Below are 12390 nucleotides of genomic sequence, written 5' to 3'. Positions count from 1 at the left end.
GGCAAGTATCGGCAGCAAGCGCTTTCTGTCGAACCTAGGGACCGGCTCCGGGCAGGTCAAGGGGCCCGCCTCGGCGCGACGGCGGCGGACCGCGGCGCGGCGGGGCGGGGCGCGGCCGGGACACGGGACGACAGAGGCTCGACGGAAGGCGCGGCAGCACGACAGGCCCGTCGCCCCCGCACCGCCGCCAGGCCCCTCAGCGCCAGTCGGGTGCGCCCGGGGCGGGCGAGGCGTGCGCCTCGATCCTCGTCCTGATCCCGTTCATCACCTCGACGATCCGCGCCTCGTGCTCCGGGGTGAGCCGGGCGACGGGGACCGAGCAGCTGATGGCGTCGACGGCGGGGACGCCGCGGCGCAGGGCGAAGCCGAAGCCGGCGATGCCGGTCACCGTCTCCTCGCGCTCGACGGAGTGGCCGCGTCCGCGTACGCCCGCGAGGTCGGCGAGCAACGCGTCGCGGGCGGTGAGGGTACGCGGGGTGAGTGCGGCCAACCCCGCTGCGGGGAGCGGTAGTTCCGCGTCCGGGCGCTCGGCGAGCAGCGCCTTGCCGAGCGCGCCCGCATGGGCCGGGACGCGGCGACCGACCCGGCTGAGGGTGCGCGGGTACTCGTGCGACTCACGGGTGGCGAGGTAGACGACGTCCGGCCCGTCCAGGCGGCCCAGATGGATCGTCTCGCCGAGCTCCCGGGACGCCTCGTCGAGGTACGGCCGGGCGGCGCGCACCAGCGGGTCGCTGTCGAGGTAACCGGTGCCGGTGAGCAGCGCGCGGATGCCGATGCCGTAGAGGGAGCCGGTGGAGTCGGTGCGCACCCAGCCGCAGTCGATCAGGGTCCGCAGCAGTTGGTACATGCTGCTGCGCGGCACGTCCAGTTCCCCGGCCAGCTCGTCGAGGCGGGAGGGCCGGTCGCCCCGGCCGGCCAGGAGCTCCAGCAACGCCACGGTGCGGACCGCCGACTTCACGCCGCGGACGCCTCTCTTCTCCGGCATGCACTCATCGTAAATCGGCATCACCTGACCCATTGACCGGTCACGTTCACCCCCCTAGCCTCCATTCCCATACATGGACGCCATCTGCATATGAGGACGAGGTTGATGGAACGGCACGCCCCGGCCGCCGTACCGGTGTCCCGAAGACCGGGCGGCGGTCGGGCGCGGAGCGGTCCGCGTCCCTCCGTCGCTCCCGCGCCCAGCCCGTCCGCGCGCCCGCCGCCGGCCACCGGCGTCGGAGCCGACTCCGGCCCCGACTCACCCAGTTCGAAGAGGAACCGTCATGCCGCTCCTTGTCGTCGGAATCAGCGTCCTGGTCCTGCTCCTGCTGATGACCAGACTGAAGGTCAACGGCTTCGCCGCGCTGCTGCTGGTGGCGGTCGGCGTCGGCGTGGTGCAGGGGATTCCGCTGGAGCGGATCCCGGACGTGCTCGCCGACGGCATCGGGGGCCAGGTCGGGGACACGATGCTGACCATCGGTCTCGGCGCCATGGTCGGCCGGGTGATGGGGGATTCGGGCGCCGCCCAGCGGATAGCCGGCTCGCTCCTCGCCGCCTTCGGCCCGCGCGGGGTCCAGGCGGCCATGGTGGTGACGTCGATGCTGATCGGCGTGACCATGTTCTACGAGGTCGCCTTCATCATCATCGTCCCCATCGCGTTCACGCTGGTCCGGGTCACCGGCTCCAAGCTGCTGTGGGTCGGCCTGCCGATGTCGGTCGCCCTGTCCACCATGCACAGCTTCCTGCCGCCGCACCCCGGACCCACCTCCGTCGCGGCCACCTTCCACGCCTCGATCGGACTGACCCTGCTGTACGGCCTGTTCATCGCGGTCCCGGTGGGCGCGCTGGTCGCCCTCACCTGGCCCAGGCTGCCGTTCGTCCGCCGGCTGGACCCCGCCATCCCGCAGGGCCTGGTCACCGAACGGGAGTTCACCGACGAGGAGATGCCGGGCCTCGGCTGGTCGCTGCTGGTGGCACTGTTCCCGGTGGTGCTGATCGCCGGGGCGGCCGTGACCGAGATGGCCGACTCCGACGACACCCCGCTGCTGCACCTGGTGGCCTTCGTCGGCTCCGCGCCGATCGCGCTGCTGCTGACGCTCGCCCTCGCCGTCTGGGCGTTCGGCCCCCGGACCGGCCGCAGCCTGGACGACGTCGCCGCCTCCTGCGCCTCGGCGGCGCGGGCCATGGCGATGATCCTGCTGGTGATCGGCGCCGGCGGCGCCTTCAAGAACGTCCTCGTCGAGGGCGGCACGTCCGACTACATCAAGGACCTCACCACCGGCTGGGCCGTCTCCCCGCTGCTGCTGGCCTGGCTGGTCGCCGCCGTGCTCCGGGTGGCGCTCGGCTCGGCCACCGTCGCGGTCGTCACCGCCTCCGGCGTGGTGCTGCCGCTGCTGGCCGGGAGCGGCGCCCACGCGGAGATGATGGTGCTCGCCGTCTCCTGCGGATCGATCGCCTTCTCCCACGTCAACGACCCCGGATTCTGGCTCTTCAAGGAGTACTTCAACCTCTCGGTGACCGACGCGATCAAGGTACGCACCTCCTACACGACCGTCGTCGCGGTCCTCGGCCTCGGCGGCGTGCTCGCCGTCGAACAGGCCCTGGACGTGCTCGGCCTCTGACCGCCGGCCCGCATTCCGTGCCCGTCCCACCACACCCGAGGAAGTCCCACCAGATGAACACGCCTCAGCCCACCGTCACGTCGATGACCGTCTATCCCGTCGCCGGCCGCGACAGCATGGAGCTGAACCTCTCCGGCGCGCACGGCCCCTGGTTCACCCGCAACGTCGTGGTCCTCCAGGACTCCGAGGGACGTACCGGACTGGGCGAGGTGCCCGGCGGCGAGAAGATCACCGCGACCCTGCGCGACGCGGTCCCGCTGGTGGTGGGATCGCGCCTCGGCGACCACCGGCGCGTCCTGCGCGAGATCGGCGACCGGTTCGCGGACAGGGACTCCGGCGGCCGGGGCCGGCAGACCTTCGACCTGCGGACCACGGTGCACGCCGTCACCGCGGTGGAGGCCGCGCTGCTCGACCTGCTCGGGCAGCACCTGGAGGTGCCGGTCGCCGCGCTGCTCGGCGACGGGCAGCAGCGCGAATCCGTCCGCGTCCTCGGCTACCTCTTCTACGTCGGCGACCCCGGCCGCACGGACCTGGAGTACGTCCGCGAGCCGGACTCCGACGTCGACTGGTACCGCGTCCGGCACGAGGAGGCACTGACCCCGGAGGCGATCGTCCGGCAGGCGGAGGCGGCGTACGGCCTCTACGGCTTCCAGGACTTCAAGCTGAAGGGCGGGGTCCTGGCTGGGGCCGAGGAGGTGCGGGCCGTCACCGCGCTGAAGGCCCGTTTCCCGGAGGCCCGGATCACCCTGGATCCGAACGGCGCGTGGTCGCTGCGCGAGGCCGTGGAGCTGTGCGGCCCACTGGTCGGCACCCTGGCCTACGCCGAGGACCCCTGCGGGGCGGAGGACGGCTACTCGGGACGCGAGATCCTGGCCGAGTTCCGCCGGGCCACCGGACTGCCGACCGCCACCAACATGATCGCCACCGACTGGCGGCAGCTGACCCACGCCCTGGCCCTCCAGTCGGTCTCCATCCCGCTCGCGGACCCGCACTTCTGGACGATGCAGGGGTCGGTCCGGGTCGCCCAGCTGTGCAACGCGATGGGCCTGACCTGGGGTTGCCACTCCAACAACCACTTCGACATCTCGCTGGCCATGGTGACGCACTGCGCCGCCGCCGCGCCGGGCGAGTACAACGCCCTGGACACGCACTGGATCTGGCAGGAGGGCCTGGAGCGGCTGACGGTCGAGCCGCCGCGCATCGTGGGCGGCGAGGTGGCGGTGCCGCCGGTCCCCGGACTGGGCGTGCGGCTGGACATGGACCGTCTGCTCGCCGCGCACGAGCTCTACCGGGAGAAGGCGCTGGGCGCCCGTGACGACGCGGTAGGCATGCGTTTCCTCGTTCCCGGCTGGGAGTTCGACCCGAAGCGGCCGGCCCTGGTGCGCTGACGGGTGACGGCGGCGCGGGACGGCCGGGTCGTCCCCGCGCCACCCGGCCCCGTACGCGTACCAGGCCCGGCCGGTGCCGGGTTCAGCTCCCGCCGGCCGCCGCCATGGCTTCCTCCACCGTGGGGTAGAGGCCCAGCACCTGGTCGGCGCCGGTGATCTCCAGCAGCCGGCGCACCTGCGCCGAGGCGGCGGCCACCCGCACCGGGGTCTCCTGGTGGGTCCTCAGCAGCAGGGTGAGGAAGGACGAGTCGGCGAACGACACCCCGCCCGCGTCCAGAACGACCGTGTCGTACGCGGACGCCGCGCGTTCCAGTCTGCCGCGCAGCGGGCCGAGGGACTCCACGTCCAGTTCGCCCTCGGCGACGACAACGGTGGCGGTGTAGAGCACGGGGTTCCTCCGGGCATAGGCGACAGCACATTGCTCCCCCGTACGGATCAGAAGAACCCTCGACACACGCCGAACGCAAGTGCGACCCGCGACCTTCACATATTTCTCTGGCAGGTGCCCCGGCGAGGCGCCGCGAACCCGGACATCGCGGGCGGCGCACGGGCCCCGCCCCGTCGTTCCGGCGCCGGCCCGCACGCAGACCGGGCGGGCAGGCCGAGGCGGGGCATGCCGGAGCGGGCAGAGACCGGGCGACGGCATCGGCGTGGCGGCGCCCGTCGGCGCTGCTGCTGGACGAGCCCACCCACCACCTCTCCCCGCTGCTCCGCGGCGAACTGGAGGACGCACTCGGCCCCGGTCCCGGCGCGATCGTGCCGGCGAGTGACGACCGGACGCTGCGCGGGCGAGGGGAGGGGGACACCCTGCGGCTGTGACGGACGCGCGGCCGGGGGCCCGTCCGGGACGGCGCGCCGGTCACGTAACGGCGGACGTGTGGGAGTTGGCGGCGAACGGCAGGTGTGGAACCGCGGATCCGGGGCAGGCGCCGAATGCGCCCACTCCCGCCCGAGCCGCTCCCGGGGCACGTCGTGCCCCTGGCGTTCGCGGGGTGTCCGGCGCGCCGTCGGGCCCGCCGTCGCGGATGGCGTCGGCCCCGAGACCGAGAGGACAACCGCCGTGCGATGGCAGCAACTCGTCGACGAGACACGTTATTCGGGCCTGTACGCGACCGGCCCGGAGGCGGAGAAGGCCCTGCGCTCCGTCCTGTCCGTGCTGGCCGGCCAGATCGGCGGCGAGGTGCGCCGCGAACTGATCCGTGAGCTGCCCGCCGAGGCGGCCGCGCTGCTCGGCGCGGGCGCCCCGGCCGCCCGTCCGCTCTCCGCCGACGGGTTCGTCGCCGCCGTCGCCGCCCGCACCACCCCGCCCTCCACCACTCAGGCGCGCTGGGCCGCCTGCACCGTGCTGGCCCTGCTCGCGCGGCACATCGGCGAGGACCTGACCCGCCGTGTGCTGGCGGCTCTGCCGCTGGGCTACGCCCTGCTGTTCGGCCGTTCCGACCGCCTCCCCCAGGCCGCCTGACTCTGCCACGAGTCCCCTGCGGAGCCCGCCCGGCCGCCATGCCGAGTCTTTACCCATGCGGGGCCGGGGCGCGGGTAGGGACGCCCCATGATCGAAGCACTGGAAGCCGGAGGGTGGGGCCTGGTCGCCGGGTCCGCGTTGTTGCTCGGAGCGGCCGTCGGATACGCCTGGCGACTGCCGCCGTGGCTGGTCGCGTCGATCATGGCGTTCGGCTCGGGGGTGCTGCTCTCGGCGGTCTCGTTCGAGCTGGTGGGCGAGGCGTACGAGGAGGCGGGGCTCGCCCCGGCGGTCGTGGGCACGGTCGCCGGGGCGGTGCTGTACACGCTGGGGAACGAGGCACTCGCCCGCCGGGGCGCCCGGCACCGCAAGCGGTCGGGCCGCACGCCCGGCGGCGAGGCACAGCCGGGCGAGGCCCAGCAGGCCGGCTCCGGGCTGGCGCTCGCGCTGGGCGCGCTGCTGGACGGCGTGCCGGAGTCCGCGGTCATCGGCGTCGGCCTCACCGAGGGCGGGGCGGTGAGCTTGGCGACGGTGGCGGCCGTCTTCATCAGCAACGTGCCCGAGGGACTGTCGAGTTCGGCGGGCATGCGCAAGGCGGGCCGGGGCAAGGCGTACGTCTTCGGGGTGTGGGGCACCATAGCGGTGGCCTGCACCGTCTCGGCCGTGCTCGGCTACGTCGTCGTCGGCGGCCTCTCCCCCACCGTGACCGCCGCCGTCACCGCGGTGGCCGCCGGGGCGATCCTCGCCATGATCGCGGACACCATGGTCCCCGAGGCGTTCCAGGACACCCATCTGGCGAGCGGACTCATGACCACCTGCGGCTTCCTGGTCTCGTTCGCGCTCTCGCACGCGTGAGCGCCACCCGCCGTTCCGCCCGCACGGGACCGGGAGCGCTGGGAGACCTCCCCGCGCCCCCGGCCGTCCGGTGCTCCGCCGGTCGGCCGGTCAGCCGACCGGGACCACCGCCGGCTCGTGGCGCTGCGCGACCCAGCACGCCACCAGTGAGACCGGCTGGTCCCCGCCGGCCGTGGTGCCCGGGGCGCCCAGGAGGACGGGCTCGTCGGTACGGCAGCGGTCGACGGCGAGCGGGCAGCGCGGATGGAAACGGCAGCCGGGCGGCGGGCTGCCGGGGTCGGGCACCTCGCCCGTCAGCGCCTGCGGACGCGCCCCGGTGCCGTCCGGCACCGGCACGGCGGCCAGCAGCGCCTTCGTGTAGGGGTGCTGGGGGGCGTTGAAGATCTGGTCGACGGTGCCCGTCTCGACGATCCGCCCCAGGTACATGACCACCACCCGGTCCGCGAGCGCCCCGACCACGGCGAGGTCGTGCGAGATGAACGCGAGCGCGATGCCCTCCTGGCGGGACAGGTCGCGCAGCAGGTTGGCCACCGCGGCCTGCGCCGAGGCGTCGAGGGCGGACACCGGTTCGTCGGCGACGATCATCCGGGGCCGGGAGGCGAGCGCACGGGCGATCGCGGCGCGCTGCCGCTGGCCGCCGGAGAACTCGTGCGGGTACTTCCGCGCCGACCCGTCCGGCAGGCCCACCCGGCGCAGCGCCTCGGCGGCCTCGCGGGCCGCCTCCGGGTCGCGGCGGCCGCGCCGGACGCCGTTCGCGCGGTCGCGGGCGACCACCACCTCCTCGATCTGGGCCCCCACGGTGCGGCGGGGGTTGAGCGAGGCGTTCGGGTCCTGGAAGACCATCTGGAGCGGCAGCAGGGCGGGGTCGCGCCGGCGGCGGCCCACGGCGGAGACCGTGGCGCCGTCGAAGGTGATCGAGCCGGAGTGCGCGGGGGCGAGTCCGGTGATGGCGCGGGCCAGCGTGGACTTGCCGCAGCCGGATTCGCCGACGATGCCGACGATCTCGCCGGGGGCGACCTCCATGCTGACACCGGCCAGCGCCCGCATCGGGTCGTGGCCCTTGCGCGGGTACTCGACCACCACGTCGTCCACGCGGAGCAGGGGTGCGGCCGTCGGGGCGGCGTTCGCGGTCATGCGTCCCTCCTTGCGGGGGCGTCGGCGGATGCGTCGGCGGGGATGCCGGCGGTCGGGGCGTCACCCGCGGCGGGTGCGGGGGCAGGGGTGCCGGCGGGGCGGACGACTCCGGGCTCGGCGAGCGCGCAGGCGACCGTACGGGCCGGGCCGATGACGACCGGGACCGGGCGGTCGCGGTCGCAGCCCTCGAAGGCGGCGGCGCAGCGCGGGTGGAAGGGGCAGCCGGGCGGCAGGGCGTCGGCGGCCGGGGCCGATCCGGGGATGGGGCGCAGCGGCACGGCGTGGCCGACTGCGGCGCGCTGTCCGAGCGAGGCGTGCGGGAGCGCCTCCAGCAGGCCCCGGGTGTACGGGTGCTGGGGGTGGCCGATGACCTCGGCGACGGAGCCGGTCTCGACGACGCGGCCGGAGTAGAAGACGGCGATCCGGTCGGCGACGGAGGACAGGACGCCGAGGTCGTGGGTAACCATGGCGATCGCCATGCCGGTCTCGCGCCGCAGTTCGTCGAGGAGTTCGACGATGCCGGCCTGGACGGTGACGTCGAGGGCGGTGGTCGGTTCGTCGGCGATCAGCAGCCGGGGGCCGCAGGCCAGCGCGGAGGCGATGGCGATGCGCTGGCGCATGCCGCCGGAGAACTGGTGCGGGTAGCGCTCGGCGGCGGACGCGCCGCCGGGGATGCGTACCAGGTCGAGCAGTTCGATCGCGCGGGCGGCGGCCTGCTTGCGGTCCAGGCCCTGGTGGCGGCGGACGTGGTCGGTGATCTGACGGCCGACGGTGAGCATCGGGTGCAGGGCGGACGACGGGTCCTGGAAGACGACGGCGATCTCCCGGCCGCGTACGCGGGACCACTCCTTCTCGGGCAGGCCGACCATCTCGCGGCCGTCGTAGGTCACCGAGCCGGTCACGGTGGCCCGTTCGGGGCCGAGGCCGACCAGCGTCATGCCGGTGACCGTCTTGCCGCTGCCGGACTCGCCCGCGATGCCGAGGACCTCGCCGGGGCGCACGTCGAGGTCGACGCCGTCCACGAGCCGGACGGGGCGTCCGCCGCGGGGCAGCGTGACCGTCAGACCGCGCACCTTCAGCAGCGGCTCGGCCGTGCCGGGCGCGTCGGGGCGTCCCGCGGACGGCGTCCCGGTGCGCGCGGTCCCGGTGCCGGCCCTGGAGTCCAGCGGCACTCCGCCGGCCGCGGGCGTGGTGGCGTCCCGGTGCGGGGCGGGGGTGGTGGCACCGGGGCGAGGGGCGCGGATGCTGTCGCCGCTCATGACCGTTCTCCAGCCGTCGAGAGCTTGGGGTCGAGCCGGTCGCGCAGGGCGTCGCCGAGCACGTTGAAGGCGACCACGACCGTGACGATGGCGAGGCCGGGGACGACCGCGAGCCACCACTGGTTGAAGTACTGCGAGGCCTCGGAGATCATCGATCCCCATTCGGCGGCCGGGGGCCGGGCGCCGAGGCCGAGGAAGGACAGGCCGGACAGCAGCAGGATCGCGCCGCCGACGTCGAGCATGGCGAGGACCAGCAGCGAGCCGGCGACGCCGGGCAGCAGGTCCACCAGGATGGAGCGGACCGATCCGACGCCCGCGAGCCGGTTGGCGTGCACGAAGTCGGCCTCGCGCAGCGACAGCACGGTCGAGCGGACGGTACGGGCGTAGCCGGGCCACCAGACGAGGGCGCCGGCGAGCACGGCGTTGGGCAGCGACGGGCCGAGCGAGGCGGCGACCGCCATGGCGAGGATGATCACCGGGAAGGCGAAGACGACGTCGGTGACGCGCATCAGGGCCTCGTCCACCCAGCCGCCGAAGAAGCCGGCGACGAGACCGACGAGGGTGCCGATGACGGCGGCGGCGGTGACGAGAAGCAGGCCGACGGGGACGGACAGCCGGGCCCCGTACAGCACGCGGGAGAGCACGTCGCGGCCGGCCGGGTCGGTGCCCAGCCAGTGCGCGGAGGAGGCGCCTTCGAGCGGTACGGCGCTCTGGTCGAGCGGGTCGTGGGGCGCGAGCAGCGGGGCGAGCAGGATGACGATCAGCCAGAGCAGGAGCACGCCGACGGCCACGGCCTGGGCGGGGTTGCCGCGCGCCCGGCGCACCGCGCCGGCCACCGGGCGGCGCTTGCTGCGGCCCGGCGCGGCGGCCGGGGTGAGGGTGGCGGTCATGAGAGGCGGATCCTCGGGTCGAAGGCGGCGTACAGCAGGTCGGCGAGCAGGTTGACCACGACGAAGACCAGCGCGATGAGGATGGAGACGCCCATCACGGCGGGCAGGTCGAGGTTGGTCGAGCTGCGGAAGGCGTACTGGCCGATGCCGTTCCAGGAGAACTGCTGCTCGATGTAGACGGTCGCCGCGAGCAGCAGGCCGAAGGAGAGGGTGGTGGCGGTGATGAGCTGGCCGGACGAGGAGCGGACGGCGTAGCCCCACAGGACGCCGCGTTCGCGCAGCCCCTTGGCACGGCCGGCCTTCACGAAGTCGGAGGAGAGCGCCTCGATGACGGCGCTGCGGGTGAAGCGCAGCACCATGCCGACGACCGACAGGGCGAGGACCGAGGCGGGCAGCACCAGGTGGGCGACGGCCGAGGCGAACGCGCCGAGGTCGCCGTCGAGCAGCGAGTCGACCGTGTAGAAGCCGGTGACCTGGCCGGGCGGGTCGAGGGCGGGGGCGAGCCGTCCGGAACCGGGCAGGATTCCGAGGTTCTTGACGAACAGCACGGCGGCGACCATGCCGATCCAGAAGGTCGGCAGCGAGACGCCGGTGAGCGAGAGCATCCGGGCGATCCGGTCGAGCCGGCCACCGCGCCCCTTCGCGGCGAGCACGCCGAACAGGACGCCGGCCACGAGCGCCAGCGCGGTGGCGGCGACGACCAGTTCGAGGGTGGCGGGCAGCTTCTCGCCGAGGTCGTCGAGGACCGGGCGCTGGGTCTGCTGGGAGGTGCCGAGGTCGCCGGTGAGGAGGTTGCCGAGGTAGGTCAGGTACTGCCTCGGCAGCGACTGGTCGAGGCCCTGTTCGGCACGGTAGCGGGCGACGATCTCGGGGTCGTCGAGGGCGCGCTGGCCGAGGTTGGCGGTGGCCGGGTCGGCCGGGACGACCGAGCTGAGCAGGAACGTCACCAGGGTGACGCCGAAGACGATCAGCACGGAGGAGGCGATCCGCCGGAGCGTGTAGGCCAGCATCGGGGGCATCCGGCGGCGGGCGCGCGGCGCGTCCGCGGCGGGCCGGGGGCCCGTCGGGGCGGGGGCGCGGTCCGCGAGGGCCGGGCCGTGGGCGGTGTCTGTCATGGGGTCACCCGTCCGAACGGCCGAGTGCGGCCAGGTCGAGGTAGTAGAGCGGGTTGCGGACCAGTCCGGTGACCTTCGAGGAGGCCACGGTGACGAAGTTGGGCTCCAGCAGCGGGACGAAGGGGCCGTCGTTCATCGCCCGGTTCCACGCCCGGTAGGCGGTGAGCCGGTCGGCCTCGGTCACCGAGCCGTACGCCTTCCTGGTGAGGGCGGCCAGTGCGGGGGCGTCGTCGGCGGGCCAGTGGACCCGCTTGGAGAGGAAGTCGCCGGGGGCGAAGCCGAGGACGTTCTGCGGGTCGAGGTAGTCCGGCGGGTAGGACCACAGGGCGAGCTGCGTCTTGCCGTCCACGTACCGCTGGAGCGAGGTGGAGGTCGGCGAGGGCCGCAGGGTGACGGTGATGCCGATCTTCGCCAGGTCGCTCTGGATGCGCTGCGAGAGGACGCCGTAGTCGAGGCCGGCCAGCCGGTGGTAGTCGCTCGCGTAGTCGAGGGTCAGCTCGATCTTCTTCAGGCCCTGTTCCGTCTTGGCCTTGGCGACGAGGGCGCGGGCGGCCTCGGGGTCGTAGGCGGCGGCGTCCTCCTTGCCGAGGCCGCCGGTGAAGACGGTCGGCAGGATGCCGGTGGCCTGGGTGGAGCCGGGGCCGGCGATTTCGAGGAGGCCCTCGTAGTCGATGCCGGTCCGGATGGCCTTCTGCACGTCGTCGGAGGCGGTGGGCAGCCCCTTGGCACGGCTGACGGCGAGGTAGAGCACCTCGGCGGCCCGGCTGTCGTCGACGGTCAGGCCGTCGCCGTGCAGGCCCTTGCTCTGCAGGGCGGAGATGTCGAGGGCTATCTGCGAGTCGCCGGACTGCACGCCGAGGAGCTGCTGCTGCGCCGAGGGCACGTTCCGGATGATCACCCGGCGGTACGCGGGGGCGTCGCCGTGGTACTCGGGGTTGGCCTCCAGCACGATCTGCGACGAGCTGCTGTAGCTCTTCAGCCGGTACGGGCCGGAGCCCGCCGACGCGGAGTTGAGCCAGGTCTCCGCCTTGTCCGCGGTGGACGCGTTCTTCGCGTCGGTGCCGCCGTGCTCGCGGACCGCGTCGGCGTTGAGGACGCCGAACTGCGGGGTGACGAGCATCGCGGGGACGTCGGCGCGCGGGGTCCCGGTGGTGAGGACGACGGTCCGGGGACCGGTGGCCTGCACGGTGACGCCGGCCATCAGATAGGCGGGGCTCGCGTCGACGTGACGGAGCCGGTCGAAGGAGAACACCACGTCGCTCGCCTCGACGGGCGTGCCGTCGGAGAAGCGGGCGTCGTCGCGGAGGGTGAACGTCCAGGCGCGTCCGTCGGCGGAGTTGGTCCACGACTCGGCTAGACCGGGCGCGGGGGTGCGCAGGTCGTCGCCCTCGTAGGCGGTCAGCGTCTCGTACAGGGCGTGGTCGACCAGGTAGTCGGTGGGCTGGTAGACGCGTGCCGGGTCGATGGACTTGGCGTTGAACGCCGTGTCGACGACGAGGGTGTCGCGGGCCGCTTCGGCGGACACGCCGGCCGTCGCGCAGGACGTCAGCGAGGCCGTCAGGGCCCCTGTCAGGGCGAGGGCGGCGAGGGTGCGGCGCCGCCGCCGGGGCGGCGGGCCGCCCGCCGGTGGGCTGCTGGGGTGGTGGGACACGTGGGTCTCCGCTCGGAGAGACGGGCAAGGAGG

General features: G+C 74.0%; 11 protein-coding genes. 4 read left to right on the top strand and 7 right to left on the bottom strand.

The annotated features are described in order from the left end of the window. Positions 1-196 precede the first annotated feature (196 nt). Positions 197-985: an IclR family transcriptional regulator gene (locus Q0994_RS30460; protein ID WP_299541213.1), complete on the bottom strand. Its 789-nt coding sequence runs from the start codon at positions 983-985 to the stop codon at positions 197-199. A gap of 283 nt (positions 986-1268) precedes the next feature. Here Q0994_RS30460 and Q0994_RS30455 point away from each other — a divergent pair, with 283 nt between their 5' ends. Then, positions 1269-2606 carry a gluconate:H+ symporter gene (locus Q0994_RS30455; protein WP_299541211.1) on the top strand — a complete coding sequence of 446 codons (1338 nt, stop codon included), beginning with the start codon at positions 1269-1271 and terminating at the stop codon, positions 2604-2606. A gap of 53 nt (positions 2607-2659) precedes the next feature. Further along, positions 2660-3994, top strand: a complete 1335-nt coding sequence (locus tag Q0994_RS30450; RefSeq protein WP_299541209.1) for an enolase C-terminal domain-like protein — start codon at positions 2660-2662, stop codon at positions 3992-3994. Positions 3995-4076: 82 nt separating this feature from the next. Here Q0994_RS30450 and Q0994_RS30445 read toward each other — a convergent pair whose 3' ends face one another. Beyond that, the gene (locus Q0994_RS30445; RefSeq protein WP_299541207.1) at positions 4077-4382 is read right to left on the bottom strand and encodes an STAS domain-containing protein; all 306 of its coding nucleotides are present in this window, start codon (positions 4380-4382) and stop codon (positions 4077-4079) included. 672 nt (positions 4383-5054) lie between these two features. On the opposite strand from Q0994_RS30445, the gene Q0994_RS30440 reads away from it, so the two are divergent. Both Q0994_RS30440 and Q0994_RS30435 read left to right on the top strand, forming a co-directional pair. Then, positions 5055-5456, top strand: coding sequence for a DUF2267 domain-containing protein (locus Q0994_RS30440; RefSeq protein WP_299541205.1), 402 nt, complete (start codon positions 5055-5057; stop codon positions 5454-5456). A gap of 87 nt (positions 5457-5543) precedes the next feature. Next, positions 5544-6308 carry a ZIP family metal transporter gene (locus Q0994_RS30435; protein WP_299541202.1) on the top strand — a complete coding sequence of 255 codons (765 nt, stop codon included), beginning with the start codon at positions 5544-5546 and terminating at the stop codon, positions 6306-6308. A gap of 90 nt (positions 6309-6398) precedes the next feature. Here Q0994_RS30435 and Q0994_RS30430 read toward each other — a convergent pair whose 3' ends face one another. From Q0994_RS30430 to Q0994_RS30410, 5 genes are read right to left on the bottom strand one after another with little or no spacing between them, the layout of a single operon-like run. Further along, complete coding sequence (locus Q0994_RS30430) at positions 6399-7442, bottom strand: ABC transporter ATP-binding protein (protein ID WP_299541199.1); 1044 nt, start codon at positions 7440-7442, stop codon at positions 6399-6401. After that, positions 7439-8701 (bottom strand): ABC transporter ATP-binding protein, encoded by a 1263-nt coding sequence (locus tag Q0994_RS30425; RefSeq protein WP_299541196.1) that lies wholly within the window; start codon positions 8699-8701, stop codon positions 7439-7441. The genes Q0994_RS30430 and Q0994_RS30425 overlap by 4 nt, the downstream gene beginning before the upstream one ends. Further along, entirely contained in the window at positions 8698-9591 is an 894-nt protein-coding gene (locus Q0994_RS30420) for an ABC transporter permease (RefSeq protein WP_299541193.1), read from the bottom strand. The genes Q0994_RS30425 and Q0994_RS30420 overlap by 4 nt, the downstream gene beginning before the upstream one ends. Beyond that, a complete protein-coding gene (locus Q0994_RS30415; RefSeq protein WP_299541190.1) occupies positions 9588-10706 on the bottom strand; it encodes an ABC transporter permease in 1119 nt (372 codons plus the stop codon). Before Q0994_RS30415 ends, Q0994_RS30420 begins: the two co-directional genes overlap by 4 nt. A gap of 4 nt (positions 10707-10710) precedes the next feature. Beyond that, a complete protein-coding gene (locus tag Q0994_RS30410) occupies positions 10711-12357 on the bottom strand; it encodes an ABC transporter substrate-binding protein (RefSeq protein WP_299541187.1) in 1647 nt (548 codons plus the stop codon). Positions 12358-12390: the final 33 nt, after the last annotated feature.

Origin of the sequence: uncultured Streptomyces sp. (genome assembly GCF_947488945.1) — a bacterium.
Taxonomy (GTDB): domain Bacteria; phylum Actinomycetota; class Actinomycetes; order Streptomycetales; family Streptomycetaceae; genus Streptomyces.
This window is presented reverse-complemented; position numbering and strand designations above follow the sequence as displayed.